The sequence below is a fragment of the Pseudofrankia coriaricola genome (genome assembly GCF_032027725.1).
Lineage (GTDB): Bacteria > Actinomycetota > Actinomycetes > Frankiales > Frankiaceae > Pseudofrankia.
Genome location: NZ_JASNFO010000148.1, coordinates 1 through 15,903, shown reverse-complemented (window position 1 = coordinate 15,903; position 15,903 = coordinate 1). Strand labels below are relative to the sequence as shown.

Annotated in this window: 17 protein-coding genes; 5 read left to right on the top strand and 12 right to left on the bottom strand. The window is 69.0% G+C overall.

Features of this window, described 5'->3' with window-relative positions; translation table 11 throughout:
• The 3 genes from QOZ89_RS45405 to QOZ89_RS45395 form a co-directional block, all read right to left on the bottom strand.
• A partial coding sequence (locus QOZ89_RS45405; RefSeq protein WP_312629992.1) for a transposase family protein occupies nt 1-731 on the bottom strand: 731 nt, incomplete at its 3' end.
• 315 nt (nt 732-1,046) lie between these two features.
• Nucleotides 1,047-1,268 carry a hypothetical protein gene (locus QOZ89_RS45400; RefSeq protein WP_083418589.1) on the bottom strand — a complete coding sequence of 74 codons (222 nt, stop codon included), beginning with the start codon at nt 1,266-1,268 and terminating at the stop codon, nt 1,047-1,049.
• The gene (locus tag QOZ89_RS45395; protein ID WP_274536525.1) at nt 1,265-1,573 is read right to left on the bottom strand and encodes a transposase family protein; all 309 of its coding nucleotides are present in this window, start codon (nt 1,571-1,573) and stop codon (nt 1,265-1,267) included. Before QOZ89_RS45395 ends, QOZ89_RS45400 begins: the two co-directional genes overlap by 4 nt.
• Before the next feature lie 871 nt (nt 1,574-2,444).
• Here QOZ89_RS45395 and QOZ89_RS45390 point away from each other — a divergent pair.
• Both QOZ89_RS45390 and QOZ89_RS45385 read left to right on the top strand, forming a co-directional pair.
• Complete coding sequence (locus QOZ89_RS45390; RefSeq protein ID WP_071048740.1) at nt 2,445-3,623, top strand: substrate-binding domain-containing protein; 1,179 nt, start codon at nt 2,445-2,447, stop codon at nt 3,621-3,623.
• A gap of 231 nt (nt 3,624-3,854) precedes the next feature.
• Complete coding sequence (locus tag QOZ89_RS45385; RefSeq protein WP_071048741.1) at nt 3,855-4,652, top strand: SAM-dependent methyltransferase; 798 nt, start codon at nt 3,855-3,857, stop codon at nt 4,650-4,652.
• 248 nt (nt 4,653-4,900) lie between these two features.
• On the opposite strand, the gene QOZ89_RS45380 is transcribed toward QOZ89_RS45385, so the two are convergent.
• Nucleotides 4,901-5,761, bottom strand: coding sequence for a Sco1979 family transcriptional regulator (locus QOZ89_RS45380; protein WP_312630243.1), 861 nt, complete (start codon nt 5,759-5,761; stop codon nt 4,901-4,903).
• 591 nt (nt 5,762-6,352) lie between these two features.
• A complete protein-coding gene (locus QOZ89_RS45375; RefSeq protein WP_071048743.1) occupies nt 6,353-7,171 on the bottom strand; it encodes an SAM-dependent methyltransferase in 819 nt (272 codons plus the stop codon).
• Between the two features lie 199 nt (nt 7,172-7,370).
• Between QOZ89_RS45375 and QOZ89_RS45370 the strand changes: the two genes are divergently transcribed.
• Nucleotides 7,371-7,601 carry an SAM-dependent methyltransferase gene (locus QOZ89_RS45370; protein ID WP_083418590.1) on the top strand — a complete coding sequence of 77 codons (231 nt, stop codon included), beginning with the start codon at nt 7,371-7,373 and terminating at the stop codon, nt 7,599-7,601.
• A gap of 351 nt (nt 7,602-7,952) precedes the next feature.
• Here the strand turns inward: QOZ89_RS45370 and QOZ89_RS45365 are convergent, their stop codons facing one another.
• The 3 genes from QOZ89_RS45365 to QOZ89_RS45355 form a co-directional block, all read right to left on the bottom strand.
• Nucleotides 7,953-8,132 (bottom strand): hypothetical protein, encoded by a 180-nt coding sequence (locus tag QOZ89_RS45365; RefSeq protein ID WP_071048744.1) that lies wholly within the window; start codon nt 8,130-8,132, stop codon nt 7,953-7,955.
• A gap of 43 nt (nt 8,133-8,175) precedes the next feature.
• Nucleotides 8,176-8,394, bottom strand: a complete 219-nt coding sequence (locus tag QOZ89_RS45360; protein ID WP_071048745.1) for a hypothetical protein — start codon at nt 8,392-8,394, stop codon at nt 8,176-8,178.
• Nucleotides 8,395-8,817: 423 nt separating this feature from the next.
• Entirely contained in the window at nt 8,818-9,321 is a 504-nt protein-coding gene (locus tag QOZ89_RS45355; protein ID WP_131803983.1) for a hypothetical protein, read from the bottom strand.
• A 443-nt stretch (nt 9,322-9,764) separates the two neighbouring features.
• On the opposite strand from QOZ89_RS45355, the gene QOZ89_RS45350 reads away from it, so the two are divergent.
• Complete coding sequence (locus tag QOZ89_RS45350; protein WP_071048748.1) at nt 9,765-10,514, top strand: FHA domain-containing protein; 750 nt, start codon at nt 9,765-9,767, stop codon at nt 10,512-10,514.
• Nucleotides 10,515-10,525: 11 nt separating this feature from the next.
• Here QOZ89_RS45350 and QOZ89_RS45345 read toward each other — a convergent pair whose 3' ends face one another.
• The 3 genes from QOZ89_RS45345 to QOZ89_RS45335 all read right to left on the bottom strand — a co-directional run bounded on the left by QOZ89_RS45345 (nt 10,526) and on the right by QOZ89_RS45335 (nt 13,304).
• Entirely contained in the window at nt 10,526-12,193 is a 1,668-nt protein-coding gene (locus QOZ89_RS45345; protein WP_071048749.1) for a serine/threonine-protein kinase, read from the bottom strand.
• 472 nt (nt 12,194-12,665) lie between these two features.
• Nucleotides 12,666-13,037 carry a hypothetical protein gene (locus tag QOZ89_RS45340; RefSeq protein ID WP_312630242.1) on the bottom strand — a complete coding sequence of 124 codons (372 nt, stop codon included), beginning with the start codon at nt 13,035-13,037 and terminating at the stop codon, nt 12,666-12,668.
• 30 nt (nt 13,038-13,067) lie between these two features.
• Nucleotides 13,068-13,304: a hypothetical protein gene (locus tag QOZ89_RS45335; protein WP_071048938.1), complete on the bottom strand. Its 237-nt coding sequence runs from the start codon at nt 13,302-13,304 to the stop codon at nt 13,068-13,070.
• Here QOZ89_RS45335 and QOZ89_RS45330 point away from each other — a divergent pair.
• Nucleotides 13,303-13,959, top strand: a complete 657-nt coding sequence (locus QOZ89_RS45330; protein ID WP_312630241.1) for a tyrosine-type recombinase/integrase — start codon at nt 13,303-13,305, stop codon at nt 13,957-13,959. The genes QOZ89_RS45335 and QOZ89_RS45330 overlap by 2 nt on opposite strands.
• Nucleotides 13,960-14,029: 70 nt before the next feature.
• Here QOZ89_RS45330 and QOZ89_RS45325 read toward each other — a convergent pair whose 3' ends face one another.
• On the bottom strand, nt 14,030-15,757 hold the full coding sequence (locus tag QOZ89_RS45325) for an IS1634 family transposase (protein ID WP_312623741.1): 1,728 nt from the start codon (nt 15,755-15,757) through the stop codon (nt 14,030-14,032).
• Nucleotides 15,758-15,903 lie beyond the last annotated feature (146 nt).

Sequence of the window (15,903 nt, the reverse complement as noted above, 5' to 3'; positions counted from 1 at the left end):
GTGACCTTGAGCAGGGCGTTCGCGCGTTCGCCGACGGCGCGTAGCGCGTTGTGGATCCGGTTGTGTGCCTTCTGTTCGTCGGTGAGGGTGGCGCCCTTGGGCTTCTTGTACGCGATCGCGAGCGGCCCGGCCGGGCTTCCTATCCCTTCGTAGCCGAGGTCGAACAGCACCTCGTGCAGGTCGGCGGTCCATTCCTCGAGGATCGCCAGTGCGCCGGAGGCTTTCAGGGCGGTCGAGTCGTGCTCGCGGCCGGGCCGCACGTCCGAGACCCACAGCGGCCAGCCGTCGTCGGGGGCCGAGAGGACCTGGATGTTGCCGCCGTGGTTGGAGGCCTTGCCGGACCACCACAGGTCCACGCCTTCGGTCGGGCCGGGCATGCGCAGCCGGTCGGTCTCGATGACCGTGCCGTCGAGGACGAGGTGGTCGTAGCCGGCGATCCTGGCCCGCATCAGCGCTTCGCGCAGGTCAGGGGCCTGCCAGGCGAGCACGGCGATGCCCTCGTGCAGGTAGCGGTAGCCCACCGACCGGGACACTCCATGATCCCCGAAGAGCTGTCTGGCCCTGAGGCCGTCACAGAACCAGCGCAGGACCATGACGGCCTGTTCCAGCGCGGACAGCGTGCGGGTGCCGTCGCGGGTGCCACGGCGTTGACGCTCCGCGACGAGAAGACCCGCCAGGCGGAAGACGGTGTGATCGCCGAGGGGCAACTCGGCGGTGTATGTGAAACTCATCGAGGCGCGGGGTTCCCTGGGGTTGATCTTTGGTCGGAGCAACCTTCCTATCGGAGCCCCGCGCCCTCGTTGTCACAGCCCCAGGGATACTCACACCCCGTAACAGTCACCGAACGTCACAGGTCGTTGCTGGGAATGGCTCACTGACGAAGCCAACGCAGTCCAAAAAGAGCTGGCAGCACGCGGGCGACGACGTCGGTGACCAGCGCCCAGGTGTCGTCGTTCATCGCCGCCGGTGTCTCCTTCGCAGTCGGATGCCGTGCTGGGGCTGATTGTCCCGGCCGGACCGGCAGGTGCTGGCCGTGCCGGGTCCGGTCAGCTGGATGCGTCGGGCCGGCGTAGGTGGAGGTTCTCGTCGAGGATCTCGCGGAGCAGGGTCATCCCGGGAGCGGTATGCGCGGGGGTCACCGGGATGGTGACGATGTACCGCGGGTCGCCGTCGAGACCGAAGGTGCAGGTGCCGTCGGGGTTGTGGCTGTAGGGCGTCATGCCGTAGGCGACGCCTTCTTCGGTGTCGTAGACCATCCAATAGTTCACGGTCTGTTCGTCGTGGTCGTCGCGCAGCGGCCCGCTGTGCGGGGGGCGGAACCGGATGGAGTCCTCGTCGACGGCGGGCCGAACCTCGGCGACCTGGTGGCCCCCAGGCCGGCGAGTCCCGTCCCGGCGCTCGACGTCACGCCGGCTGTGGTGGACGGCCTTGGCGGTGAGGGCGACCTCGACTCACCAACCGCGGTGAAGGGGCGAGCACCCGCCAGCACCACGCAGGTCGCCAGCACGAACAGGACCGGCAGCCGATGCCGCCTCCCACGGCAATTCCGCGGGTCCGTGACCTGCTCGAACACCACCAGCAGACCCGCGGGAGACACCGACGGCGACCGACCACCGGCGACTGCGGAGGCCAGCTGATCCAGAACAGGGGCAGACGAAGATAACGGCGCGGCGGGCACGGCACCTCGGACGATCAGGACGGCGCAGGAACCTCCATGATCAACCGAGGGTCACGCCCGTCCCGTTCCAGGGCCCGATCCCGCACATGCCCTCACGACCCAACCACCACCGGAAACCCCCAGCACGGCCCACGAGCCGCTACTCAGCAAACATAAAAGCCCAGCTCAACGCAGGTAGCCGAGTTCTGGAACCCCACAGGCACCGACCCGCCCGCGTGCCGCGCGCTCCCAGGAGCCTGCGATGCCCATAGACCGGGACTGTCTCGATGCGATGTTCGACACCTGGTTGCGATTGCCGGCGAAACGGTCCTCGGAAAGGCGGGTGACCGACCCTGTGACCTACGGGCGGTTACGTGCTCAATGGCCCTTGACAAAGGGTCCAGCGCACCATTCGGCGCGAATCTGGCACCTCGCCTCGAAACTGGCATTGCGGATATGGAATCCTGTGGCGGACGAGGCATTCTGGCCTGACAGCGGGCCACCCCCCGGCGGGGCAGACGGGAAGGGTATTCGTGGCGACAAGGCTCGTAACGCCCCCTGCCGTTGCCTGGGTGTGTCGTGCCGGCCGGGTCGTCGGCGTCTGTGTCGCCGGTGTGGCCCACCGATCGCCACGGCCGGGGCCTGTGCCCACCGCGGTTGTCGCGCCGCCGCACGCGCTCGACCGTGTCCTGACTGCCTCGCCACCGCAGCTGTCAGTCGCGGGGCCTGTCACGGGACACCCGCGGCCGGCCGCTGGACCCCTCAACTTGCCCCTGGAGGAGAGCTCATGCAGCCGTTTCATCCTCGACGTCCCAGACTGGTCGCCGGTGCGTGCGCCGTCGTGCTGGCCTTGGGTCTGGGTGCATGCTCCGATTCCGGGGGCGGGTCGGGGGACGCGCCCCCGACCGGCGCCGCTGGGGGGGTCGCGTCCCGGTACACGACGCCACTGAAGGGTGTCTGCCCGGACCGAGTCGTCGTCCAGGCGGGTTGGTGGCCCGAGGTCGACGACGGGTACCTGTACCAGCTCCTTGGGGCGGACCCGACCATCGACACGGGCAGGAACCGGGTCGTCGGCCAGCTCGGTGGCACGGGTGTCGAGCTGGAGATCCGGGCCGGCGGCCCGGCCGTGGGCTTCCAGCCAGTCTCCTCGCAAATGGCCCAGGACGACGACATTCTGGCCGGCGTGCTGGGCCTGGACGAGGCGGTACAACAATCCGGCAACCAGCCGACGGTCGCGGTCTTCGCCTCCTACGAGAAGTCCCCGCTGGCGTTCATCTGGGGTGACCCGGCGTGGAAGTTCACCAGCGTCGCCGACATCGGCCGGGCGGACGTCACCGTGCTGGGCAGCGCGGGGGCCGCCTACCTGGACGTCTTTAAGCGGCAGGGGCAGCTGAGCTCCTCTCGGATCGACACCTCCTACCAGGGCGACCCTGCTCGTTTCGTCGCCGCGGACGGGAAGATCGTGCAGCAGGCATTCATCACCAACGAGCCCTACCGGCTCGAACATGACGTGAAGGCGTGGGGCAAGCCGGTCGAGTACCTCCTCCTCGGCGACGAGTACCCGGTGTACCTGCCCATGCTCACTGTCCGAGCGGACAAGCTGGCGGCCAACCGTGACTGCCTTGGCAAGCTCGTACCCCTGTTCCAGCAGGCACAGCGTGACTACGTCACCGACCCCGGCCCCACCAACCAGGTCCTGCTGCGCACGGTCGAGACGCTGAACACGAGCGGGTTCGCGTTGTCTGAGGGCCTGCTCGCGGACGGCAGCGCCAAGCAGAAGAGCCTCGGACTGATCGCCAACGGAACAGACGGGGTACTCGGCAGCTTCGACACCGCCCGGGTGCAGAAGCTGATCGGGCAGCTGGTACCGGTCTTCGAGGCCCAGGGCACCAAGCCGAAACCGGGGCTGGCGCCATCGGACCTGATGACCAACGAGTTCCTCGACACGTCGGTCTCCCTGAGCTGACACAGGACCGGGTAAGAAGGCCGGGGCGCGACCACAGTCGGTCGCGCCTTCCGGTTCCGGTGCACACGGGTGCACACGACGGTGGACACACAGCGTCGACGTCGCGTCATGCGAGCTGTCCGAAGGGCTCGCCGCTCCCCCGCACCCCGCCGAAAACATATGATCTTGCAATGTGATGGCTAGGACAAGCCACTATGACAACGCTGGCCACTGCCTGCGAGGAGCGACCCGGTGAACGACGGCCCGCCACCCACGCTGGACATCACCAAGCCGCACTCGGCGCGGGTCTGGAACTATTTTCTTGGCGGCAAGGATTACTACCCCGCCGACCGCGAGTTCGCTGAGCAGGTCTACGAGTCCTACCCGGAGATCATTGAGGTGGCCCGCGCGGCCCGAGCCTTCCTCGGCCGCGCTGTCCGGTATCTGGCCGGCGAGGCGGGCATCCGCCAGTTTCTGGACATCGGTACCGGGCTGCCAACCGCTGACAACACGCACGAGGTCGCCCAGCGGACCGCCCCGGAGTCCCGCATCGTCTACGTCGACAATGATCCTCTCGTGCTGGTGCACGCCCGCGCGCTACTGGCCAGTGCCGCCGAGGGCGCCACCGCCTATATCGAAGCCGACGTACACGACCCCGACAAGATTCTCACGGGCGCCGCCAACGTCCTGGACTTCAGCAAGCCGATCGCGGTCATGCTACTGGGAGTCATGGGGAACGTCGCTGACCTCGACGAGGCATACCGCATTGTGGCCAGCCTGCGGGACGCGTTGCCCTCTGGCAGCTACATCGCCGTACAGGACGGTACCCACATCGTTATGAGCGAGGAAGCAAGAACCACGCAGGCCCTCAGCAACGACATCGGATATGGCTACCAGCTCCGCACCCCCGAGCAGATCGCCGGATTCCTCGACGGACTCGAGCTCGTCGAACCCGGCGTGGTCTCAAGTCCGCTGTGGCGGCCCGACCCCAACCCCGCCCGCCCGCCCGCCAAGGTGGACGAATACTGCGGCATCGGGCGCAAACGCTGACGCGCGCCAGGAACGCAACACGGCCGTCCTCACGCCGACAGCTCGCAGGCATTCCTGACGCGGTCCCCCAACGACATTGGTCGCCACCTGCCGCGTGCGGTCCCGCCTGGCCTCGGCCTCGACGCATCCGTACCGCTGGCGCCGGCCCATCCTGGCCACCACCTCCGGCCAGGCCAGTCCTATCCGGGCACAGCGCCGCGGGACAGGGTGGTCGGCGGCACGTGCCGCTCGGGCCGACAGGTATGGGTCTACAAGGTGGCAGCGATCGTGCGCAACACCTCGGCCGTCTTGTCTGGAGTACTGCTGCTGACGGCCAGCTGGTCCATGACCAACATGTACTCATGCACCTCCTCGTGTTTGTCCAGGTAAACTGCGCCGGTCAGCCGTTCGAGGTACACGATGTCGGCCAGGTCGGGGGCAGGGAAACGCAGGATGCTGAACGCCCCGCCGTCGGCCGCGTGGCTGCCGACGTTGAACGGCAGTACCTGCACAGTGAGCCGCGGCTGGTCTATCAGTTCGGCGAGGTGGTTGATTTGCGCCTGCGCGATCCTTCGCCCGCCAATCGGCCGTCGCAGCACGGCCTCGTCGATCACCATCCACAGCCGCGGGGCGTCCGGCCGGGCGAGCAGCTTTTGTCGGTTCATCCGGACATCGACACGCGCGTCGATGACGTCTTTGCGCACTCCCGGCCTGCCCGACACGACCGCACGGGCGTAGCCCTCGGTCTGTAGCAGCCCCGGAATGAACTGGAGTTCGTAGCCCCGGATCAGCGAGGCCGACTCCTCCAAGTCGATGTACGACTGGAACCAGTGAGGAATGACATCCGAGTAGGGCTGCCACCAGCCCCGCTGGTTGGCCTCGCGGGCCAGCGCCAGCACCTGCTCCCGTTCAGCCGTTTCGGTCAACCCATAAAGCGTGAGGAGATCCTCGACGTCCCGATACTTGAAGCCGACCCGACCCAGCTCAAGGCGGCTGATCTTCGACTCGGAAGCGCGGATGTGATAGCCAGCGTCCTCGCGGCTAATCCCCACGCCTTCCCGGAGGCGCCGTAGCTGGGAACCGAGCAGAATACGACGCACGGTCGGCCCACTGCCCATCGGAACAGCCACCTGGTTTCCTCGATCCCGCTCGTCTGGCAGGAGATCAGGGTGATCGAGCGCTATCGCTCCTCTGTCACCACCAGCACCACTGGAAAATTTGGATGATCACAGCATAGCCGGCTCCGACCACCAAAGGCCCAGCCGGGTCGCGCACACCTACCGGGCCGACGGCGAGAACGCGGGCAGACAGCCACACAGGGACATCACCGCACCGAGTGAGTACTTCTCGTAGAGAAGCGCTGCGGAGCGTAAACATGAGAGTGGTGGTGGGGACCGCGCCCGAAGGCCCCATCCCTGGACGACCGTCCCGCGTCCGCAGGGCCGAACAGGCTTTCTGTCCGTACAGGAACCCCGCTCACGTCCGGATCCGCGGACACGGAGGCCGATCAGGCCACGGTCTGTCCGCTGAGCCAGGGGGCGATGCAGGCGTCCAGAAGGTCGAGGTTGGGCCCAACCCGCTAAGGGACCTCCGGGTCATCCCCGGTCTGCTGGCTCGCGACATCCCCCGTTACCAACCCCCACACCATGGAGCGAGCGACCCCGATGGCCGCGACGATGTCGCTACTCCATCCCGACACACCCAGGCCGCTGGAACGTGCGCTACTTGCGGGCGACTCCGCAGTAGCAACTGACGGGGGCGGGGTGTGTGCCGGGCTCCGGCCGCCACAGCGGGGTCGACACCACGCGCGGTTCGATGAGCTCCAGGCCGTCGAAGAACCGGGTGATCTGCTCAGGGGTGCGCGGGTAGTACGGGTCGCCGGCTTCCTGGCGGCGGCGGGTCGCCTCCTCCGCCGCCGCAGCGGCCTCGTCGGTGCGGGTCGTGCCGTCGTTGACGACCAGGTAGCTAGCCGCCGGCAGGGCGTCGATCAGCCGCTTGACGATGCTACGGGCCTCGCCGGTGTCGGCGATGTTGCCCAGAACACCGAGCATCATCAGCGCGACCGGCCTGGTGACGTCCAACGTGCGGGCCGCCGCGGTGAGGATCGCCTCGGGGTCGCGGACGTCGGCGTCCACGTAGGCGGTCGCCCCTTCGGGCGTGCTGGTCAGCAGGGCCCGGGCGTGGGCAAGGACCAGCGGATCAGAGTCGACGTAGACGATCCGCGCATCCGGCGCGATACGCTGAGCGACCTCGTGCGTGTTGTCGGCGGTCGGCAGACCGGTGCCGATATCGAGGAACTGGCGGATACCCGCCTCGCCGACCAGGAACCGCACCACCCGACCGAGGAAGGCCCTCGACTCTCGGGCAATGTCGATGATCTCGGGATAGATCTCGCGGATCTGTTCCCCGACCTCCCGGTCGACCGGGTAGTGGTCCTTCCCGCCCAGCCAGTAGTTCCACACCCGCGCCGAGTGCGGAGCGGAGGCATCGATCAAAGCCGGCGGGCTGCCCTCGGGGCCGGGCACAGCGTTCGTTGTCATGGCTGTCTCCCTCGGCAGGTCCTTCGTCATCACCCTAGGCGACCCACAAGGAACCGTTCACAACGGATTGCCCCGATCCGGCAACGGCAGGTATCGGCCATCGCTGGGCGTGAGCCGCCAGCCGGTCGGCGCCCTCAGGTAGCCCAGGCATGCGACCCGCGCGCACGGCCTACCGGACACCGAGCCGGCTGACCCGACCCTGGCTCGCACGATCCCCACCGACGACACCGCCGAGGCCGCGCGTGAGGCGGGCCGCCGCCGCAACGAGGCCGGTGACCCGTACTACGCACGCACCCCCGAGCAGCTGGCCCGGTTCCTCGACGGCCTGGAACTCGTCGAACCCGGCGTCGTCTCCACCTCACTGTGGCGACCCGATCCCGGCACCAACCCCACCCCCGTCGACAGCCACTGCGGCGTCGCCCGCAAGTAGCACTCGCGGTGCGGACGTTCGGCAGGAGCTGAACTTGCCTTCAGGTACGGTCGTTTCATCTGAAGCTGTGAGCGCGAAGAAGCCGAACAAGCGGCCTCGTCCCGTGCTGGTGAAGTCCGCCCAGTTGCAGCAGGACTGGGCGGGGCCTGCGGGTCGCCGGATCCGGCTGGCCCGCCCGGACGAAGCGGAGAGCGCCGCCGGCCTGATCCGCATGGCCGACACCGACGGCGAGCTACCGAGGTGCTCCAACTCGTGCGGTCCGAGTTCAACGCCGCCCTGGTGCTACGCGGCCTGGACGAGGGGCCCAGGGCGATCCTCGACCAGATCGTGGCTCCGGCAGCGAGTTCTCGGCTACGAAGCCAAGTGCTCGAACAGGCCGACCGACGTCTCGCGCAGGTGAATGACCGGCGAGTGCGCGGCGGGCGCGCCGTACACGCGGGCGTTCACCAGCATGTGCCCATCAAACCGGTAGATCGAGTTGTACAGAGCGGTCGTGTGCAGCCGAAGGTCAACGCCGGGGACGTCGCGCAAGCCAAGATCTTGGCCCATCGTCTGGTTTCAGCCGAGCTCGCCGTCAGGCGAAGCAGCACGACGCGGCATCCTCGCGCAGCGGCGTGCCCCGCCGGGCAAGGACCGGGCGCTGGGAGGGCCCGCGATCGGCCGCGACGGCCCTGAGCAGGACGGATGACATTTCGGCAGGCACACCGTCGTCTTCGCCGTGTCGCTGCGAGTCAGCAGGACGAGCCAGCAGGACCACCTGAACCATGGCCAGATACGTCAGCCGCACCATCATGAGCAACGATCATGCATGGGGGTATCTGACGGCGAAGTCGCAGGTCAACCACCGAAAACCGAGTTCTGGCACGGTAAACCGCGATCCCCCCGGCCACCGAGACCACCATTCAACATCAACATCACAGGCCACCTGGGGAATTACCTGCTCACAGGCCCCAGGGAGCAGCCGTCCCCCCGGGCGGGCACGGGTGGAAGGGCGAACGGCCCGGGCGACGGGGTCGCGCCGGGCCGTTCAGGTGGGACGGGGCGCCGCTGGTCGGGGCAGCGGCGGACCTTTGGCCAGCCGCGGGCCTCCCTTGGGCAGCCGCGGGCCTCGCGGTCCGCTGGCGCGGCGTCGTCGGGGTGGCGCGGGCCGGGCCGCGCACCGGCCGGGCCGGAGCCGCCCTCCGGCCCGGCCGGGCGCCGACACCGGATCGCTACATCAGCAGACCGTAGCAAGCGCGCTACGTTCGGTCCTGTACGCGGTGCCGTTTCCGCTACTCCAGCCGAACGTGGCCTCGGCGTAGACCTGCCTTCCGATCCTCGAGCAGTTCACCAGGGCGCTGTGGGCGGAGTCGGTGAGGCTCCACCAGCCGTCCGTGTCGGCGACCGGGCCATACGCGTTCCCGGACTGGGTCACCACCCGGATGTTCCTGACCAGCACCTTGTAGTCGGTCACCTCTGTCGTGTCGGTGACCGTGGCGTACGCCCGCACCCGCCGCTCCGCCGTGTCGAAGTTGATCCACAGGCAGCGCTCCACCTTGACACCCACGCACTTCTTGCCGAGGTTCGGCACGACCGCGGCCGCGGCGGAGTCGGCGGCGGCGATCGCGAGCCCGGAAACCAGGGTGAGCGTCGCTAGGAGCAGGCCGATCGTGCGCCGCCAGGGACGGCTCACCGCCGGGCGGGTGCGCGGCTGGGGTACCGCCAGGTCCATGGTTGACATCTACGTCTCCCTTCACAGTTCGGCCACATAGGCAGGGCGGCCACGCGCCGCGCCCGAAAGCCGCATGGATCCGGTACTCCATGGGTTCGGCATCGCGGCCGGTGCGGGCTCGTCGCCCCTGTCAGCGGCCTGGTCACTCGCGGCCGGGAAACCGGCCCGGGAGCAGTGAACGGCCGGTGGGCTCGACACGGTGAGGACCCCTCCCCGCCCGTCAGGGCAGACCGGACCCGACAATTCCCCGAGCCGGCGCATTCCCAGGCCGGCGTCGTGGTCCTCGTCCACGGCCAGACCGGCTCGGTCCGTCGACAGATACTGTCCGGCGGCGCGGAACGGTCGACCGTGCGGCGATGCGCCGGCTGTCGCGCGGGTCGGCACGGGATACCGCGAGGCGGGATGTCTCCAGACCGCCATCAAAGCGCCAGGCAATACCGGGAGGCTGGGCCATGCACCATCCGACCAACGCGCAGGTGAGCTTCGGAAACCGGTCGTGGGCGCTGCGCGAGGGTCGGCTCCTGGCCTACGGACGCGCCCCGGACCGGCACATTCACATTCCCGACCCCCGGGTCTCCGCCCACGCCGGGCTGCTGTTCATGCAGTCGGGCTGGGTGTGGGTGCGCCACGACTCGACCTCGCACGGCCTCGTGATCCTCGAGCCAGGAACAGCGCCGCGGGTCGTGCCGAAACGCCCCACGGGCCAAGCAGCGTTCACCCAGCCCCTGTTGACCGCGGTCTGCGAGCTCGAACTGATGGGGCGGGCTGGCGGCCTCCGGCTGCGGGTACGGCAGCGCCGCCCGACGGACGGACGCGGGGCGGCCGAGGCAGCCCCCCTCCCCGCCGAGCCCACCGAACAGTTGCGGAGCGAACTCGCCGAGGACGACCTCCGCCTGCTGGCCGCGCTGTGCGAGGGCCTGGTACGCAGCGGGGGCGTGGGCGAGCCGGTCAGCACCCGTGAGGTCGCCGACCGGCTCGGCCTGAGCCGCAAGGCCGCGGAGAACCGGCTGGCGCGGCTGCGGACCAAGCTCAGCTCACTGGGTGTCGACGGGCTGCAGAGCACCAGCCTGGCGATCCCGGATGACGAGCAGCCCGCGGACTCGCCGGCCAGCGGGCCGGCCGCGAACTACGTCGCGCATCTTGGCAGGCTCGCCTACGCGAACGGATGGGTCCTCGACGAGGACCTCCATCTGCTCAGCTGAAGCGGGCCGCTTCAGCAGGTCCGATAGACCGCCGGGGACATCCCCTCGCCGGCCGTGAACGTGTAGGTGACGCCGGTTTCACGGAACCGTACGGTCTGGCCGACCGCCGTGCTCTTGACGGCGCCGCTGTCGGCCTGCGTCTCGAGGTACCGCCCGCACTCGTCCTCACCCGACGACGCCCACGTGTCACCCCAGCTCCTGGTCACGCCGTCGTCGCCGCGCCCGAGGACGGCGAGGGTTGTTCCCCCACAGTCGCCGCTGTAGAAGCGGACCTTGGCGAAAGCGACGCTGCTCAGGTTTCCGTAGAAGACCGTAAACACACAGTTGCCATCGATGAGCTGTGGCGTGATGAGACCGGCTGGCCAGGCGTAGGTCACCGCGCCGGCGGACGAGGATGGGGGGACCGGCGGCGGGGCGACAGTCGCGCCTTCGCCACCGGCCGGTGGGCTGGATCCGCCGGTGGTGGGCTCCGCCGACGTCGGCGCGCCGCTCGAGGGCGTCCCCGGGGAGCCGGCCGCCGAGGACGTGACCTTGACGTCCTCGCCGGTCGGCCCCGGCAGAGAGCCTGTTCCGGGTTCCAGGCTGCTGCCGTCAGCCACGCCCTGGCCCCCCGTAGGGTCCGGCCAGAGGAGCCAGGCGGCACCCCCGGCGACGCCCAGCAGGGCCAGAGCGGCGCCCGCGGCGACGACGGCCTGTACCGCCCCTCGACGGCGTGGTCGCGTGGTGGGCAGCGTCGGCGACGGTGGGTCGGGCAGTGTCGGCGGATCCGTCGGGCTGGCTGCCCCCGACAGTGCCGACTCGCCCGACGCGAGCCGCGCGCCGAGCGCGGTGAGCCGGTCGGTGACCTCGCTCGCGCGCGGGCGTCGCGCCGGGTCGGTCGCGCTCATGTGGGCCAGCAGCACCTCAAGATCGGCGAGGACCTCGGTGGGGCTCGTCCCGAGCGCCTCGGTGTCGGTCACGTCCGGATCGAGGACCCGTTCCGGGGCAGCCAGGCCGTCACCGCCGAGGAGCCGCCGCAGGTCGCGCAGAGTCTCGGCCAGCGCGAAGACGTCGCCGGCGGCGGTGGGAACGGCGCCCTCGCGCAGCACCTCCGGCGGCTGGTAGCGAGGCGTCCCCGGCGCTCGGTAGCCGGGCCGCGGCACGAGGCCGACGCTGGCCAGCCGGGCCAGGCCGAAGTCGCACACCCGCGCGGTTCCGAGGTGGTCTAGCAGGATGTTGCCCGGCTTCACGTCTCCGTGCACCCAGCCCAGCCGATGCGCGAACGCGAGCGCCTGGGCGACCTGCCCGCCCAGCTCCAACAGCGTGGCCACCGCCGCGCGCGGCTCCCAGTCATGGGCGCGGGCCAGGTCGGCGGCCCAGACAAGGGACGACCCGCCGGCGCAGTAGTCCATTTCCAGCCAGGCCCACGCGCCGTCCAGATGCAGGTCGTGGACGCCGACCACGCCTGGATGGTGGGAGAGCGCGACGAGCGCCGCCACCTCCGCGCGCAGTGCCCGCTCGTGCAGGACCGCGCCCGGTCCGAATGGAAACGCCTTGAGGGCGACGACCTTCCCGATGGACGTCTTCGTCGCGCGGTAGACGCTCCCCTGCGCCCCTCGGCCGACCAGCGTGACGTCCGTGAAACCGGCCAGCTCCGAAACCGGAGGGCCTGGCTCCCCCTTTTCGGTCGGCGCGGTCACGGTACCGCGCTACCGCGCGGCCCGACGGGCCGGCGCCGGCCGTGTCGCAAAGGCCGTACCACCAGGTGCCGTGCTATCAGGCGCGGTACCACCAAATGCGGTACCACCAAATGCGGTGCCATCGATCCCACCTACGACGTGGACAACCAGGCTGGCAGCTGTTCATTGTAGCCAACAGATGACATAGCGCGCGCACCTCGAACGGCAGGCCCTCGGTCCACTCGGTCCGGCTGCGCGGCGATACCCCCCACGGGTTCCCGTTGTTCTCCAGCGGCAGGGACCGCATCTCACCGTCACGGGCCGAGGGCGCGGAAGGTGGCGGGTTCTCGCGCGGTGCCACCCACGCGGCCTGCAGGTTGGCTCGGCGAGCGAGCCGCGGACGGTCGTGCCGGCGCAGATGGCCAGGAGCCGGTCCATCGGCCAGGTGGCGCCGATGGCCCGGCGTGGCAGGCAGACCGCCAGGTGACACGCTTCAACCGGCCCCGACAAGGGCGGCACCCAACGGCTGTGGAACCTCGCCACCGCGATCCCCGCGGACCGGCGGTACTCCCGGATCTACGAAGGACGCAAGGAACTCATCGACCACATCCTGATCAGCCACGCCCTCCTGGCAGACCTCGGGACGGTCACCACCCTCGTCGACCGGCCCCTGCCCACCGTCGGCGCCGACCCCACCCCACGCCGAAAGGCCCGCGACTCCGACCACGCCCCCGTCCTCGCCCAACTCACCCTCTAACCGCTGCTCCCGCATGTCGTCGTACATCCGGTGCAGGTCCCACCGGCCGGCCGGGGCGGTGATCGTGACGAGGGGGCGGCCGGGTCTGGGCCTGGTGGTCGTCGGCATCCCGAGCTCCGGGTGACGGTCCTGGCGGGGTTACTGGTCGGCTGGCCCGGCGGTGGTGGGTGGGTCGGGTTCGGTGAGGGCCTTGAGGATGCCGGTGGTGTGGACGCGGTAGGTGCGGCCGTGGCGGTGGACGGGCACGGGAAACCGGCCTTGGCCGGCCAGGGTGTAGGCGAGGGTGCGGCCGAGGTTGAAGGCGCGGCCGGCGGTCACGAGGTCGACCGCTGCGGGGAGCTGGCGTACTTCGGCGAGGGTGAGCGGGGTGTGCATGGGAGGTGTGGAGTTCCTCGGACACCGACGTCGAATCCGGGTCGACCGGCAGGCGCAGACCCTGAACAAGGGCAAGCCCTACCTCCGCCCGGTCAAGCGTGAGGCCTCGGAACGGTCGATCCCTCTGCCGGACGTCGTCGGGCAAGCGCTCAGCCGGCACGTCGCGACGTTTCCACCCGCGCTCGTCGAGATCGACGAGTACACCGAGCGCGCCGCCGGCGCGCCCGCGAAGCGAACCAGCGTCCGACTGCTCTACCCCGGCCCCGATGGCGCGATCATGCGCCGTAACCGGCTCATCGACTCCGTATGGAAGCCAACCGTCAAGGCTGCTGAACGCGCACTACGCACGCGGGCGGCCGAGGAGCGCACGACGGGGCACACCGCCGCCGCAGACGCGACCGACGCGGTGGCCGACCGGCTCGCGGGAAAGGTCGACTTCCATGAGCTCCGGCACTTCTATGCCAGCCTCTTGATCCACGCCGGCGAGAGCGTCAAGGTCGTCCAGGCCCGCCTCGGCCACAAGAGCGCCGTTGAGACGCTGGACACCTATGGTCACCTCTGGCCCGACAATGAGGAGGGCACCCGGGCCGCCGTAGACGGTGCCCTCGGCGCGGCCTCCGCCGACAAGACAGCTCAGGCACGATCCACCGCCTAACCCGAACTTACTTGATCTAGGACGCACTGCGGGCTCGTGACTTGCGGGTTCGCGGCAGCCATTGATCGTCTTACTGACTACCAACGGTCTTGGAGATAGGCGCGCCGATTAGCTGGAAGACCTTTCTCTGGGTTTCGGTGGCGTTCGTGAGTAGCTGAAGGCTGCCGCCGCCGCTGATGCGGATCTCGTCGCGGGTCAGGGTGGCCAGGTGCGCGAGGAGGCCCTGGAAGCTGTAAAGAGGCGTTCCGTCGGGCTGTTCCTTGCGTGTGGATTTCCGGTTGGCGGCCTCGGAACGGAGAGCGGGCGCGACCGGGTCGGTGCGGCCTGGCGGCTCCTCGTCCGTGAAGGTGAGGGGGGCGAGCCGTTTCCTCAGGTGCCAGGTGATGTAGGCAGCGAGGGAGCAGATCAAGAGATGTGCGCGGACCCGGTTTTCCAGGTAGTGGTAGATCGGTCGCACCTGAAGGTCGGTCGTCTTGATCGTACGGAAGACTCGTTCGACCTGGGAGAGGTTCTTGTACGCGGTGACGATCTCGTCTCCGCGCATTCCGCTCGCGTGTTTCTCCTCGGCGCGGACGACGTAGATGCCGTCGAGCGCCGCCTCGGCGGCGATGCTCTCCTCCCGCCGGGCGATGGTGACATCGGCGTCCGTGATCGTGATCTCGAGGTGCTTCGCCATCTTCCGCCTGTGGACAATCTTCCCGATCTTCATGCCGATGTCCGCGGCGCCGACGATCCGGCCTTCCGTGACGGCGGCGACGACTGGGGCGAGCGCCTTTTCGGTGGCATCGAGCAGTTCGTCACGCTTGCGGGCACGCTCGGCTGCCAGGAAAGGGTTCCGGCAGGCGATCAGCCGCTCTCCGGGAAATTTCGGGTGGCGGATCTCGGCGAGGTTGGTCTCGTCGAACAGGGTCGGCTGCAGCGGGCCGTCCACGGCCGCGAGCTGGGCGATCTGGGGCGCGCGCAGGGCGGTGATCCATCCCAGGTCGTCGGACTCGCGGAGCGCCCTGATACGCGCCGACGTGATCATCCCTCGATCGCCGACCATGATCACACTCTTCAGGTGGAACGTTTTCTGGACGGCGTGCACGGCTTCGATGAACGCGGACGGGTCGCCGGTGTTACCGGGGAAGACGCGTATCGCGACAGGCCGGCCGTCGGCGTCCGTGAGGACTCCGTACTCGATCTGCTCGAGCCCGCGACGGCCGTCACGGGAATAGCCATGGGACGCCAGCGGGCAGCAGTGCCCTTCCATCCAGGACGACGACAGGTCGAAAAGAACCTGGCCGCCGTCGACGAGATGCCGGCCCACGAGTTGCCTTTCGATGTCGTCCTGCCGGTGTAGCAGCCAGTCCATGGCGGCATAGATCTCGTCGGTCGACGCCGTGTCTATCCCCAGGTCCGCGCCGAGCGTGTTGTCGGACCACCAGGATCTGGTGGCGAGCTTCGAACCGGGCTGGATAATCCGGGCGACAATCAGCGCTAGGGCGATATCCCGCTGTCGCCCAGCCGGCCCCAGCAGTGCCGGCAGGCCGAGCTGCCGGGCGACCGTCATGACCGCGGCGACATTGCCGTGCTGAAGAGACCGAGCGATCTCGACATCTTTCTCGACATCGACCAGCGTCCGGCCCGCGAGCGCTTTCCTGAGCACGTCGATGGCCGCCGGCGGAAGGTGCGAGACGTTCGCAATGGTCTCGTTCTTGACCTTTCCGTCTTCCCGGAAGGTACGCCGCACCAGATGCGACACGTACTCCCGCGGCTCGCCGGCCGCGTTCGTCTGCCGACTGACAATCCGGTCCACGTGCATAGCACCCGTTTGCCTCGCCACGAGTCGATGATCCCATCCAGCAAGATCCCGATCAAGCAACCTACTGACTACACTTCGGACAACACAGGCCAAAGTGCCAGGCTGTGCGCGTAGCGATCTTCGAGCACTCGCAAGTTCGG

What these genes read in the sequence shown, in the direction of transcription:
- QOZ89_RS45390 (WP_071048740.1), top strand. Translation starts at nt 2,445, where the DNA reads ATGCAGCCGTTTCATCCTCGACGTCCCAGACTGGTCGCCGGTGCGTGC.
- QOZ89_RS45375 (WP_071048743.1), bottom strand. Translation starts at nt 7,171, where the DNA reads ATGACAACGAACGCTGTGCCCGGCCCCGAGGGCAGCCCGCCGGCTTTG.
- QOZ89_RS45360 (WP_071048745.1), bottom strand. Translation starts at nt 8,394, where the DNA reads ATGATGGTGCGGCTGACGTATCTGGCCATGGTTCAGGTGGTCCTGCTG.
- QOZ89_RS45355 (WP_131803983.1), bottom strand. Translation starts at nt 9,321, where the DNA reads ATGTCAACCATGGACCTGGCGGTACCCCAGCCGCGCACCCGCCCGGCG.
- QOZ89_RS45350 (WP_071048748.1), top strand. Translation starts at nt 9,765, where the DNA reads ATGCACCATCCGACCAACGCGCAGGTGAGCTTCGGAAACCGGTCGTGG.
- QOZ89_RS45340 (WP_312630242.1), bottom strand. Translation starts at nt 13,037, where the DNA reads ATGCCGACGACCACCAGGCCCAGACCCGGCCGCCCCCTCGTCACGATC.
- QOZ89_RS45330 (WP_312630241.1), top strand. Translation starts at nt 13,303, where the DNA reads ATGGGAGGTGTGGAGTTCCTCGGACACCGACGTCGAATCCGGGTCGAC.
- QOZ89_RS45335 (WP_071048938.1), bottom strand. Translation starts at nt 13,304, where the DNA reads ATGCACACCCCGCTCACCCTCGCCGAAGTACGCCAGCTCCCCGCAGCG.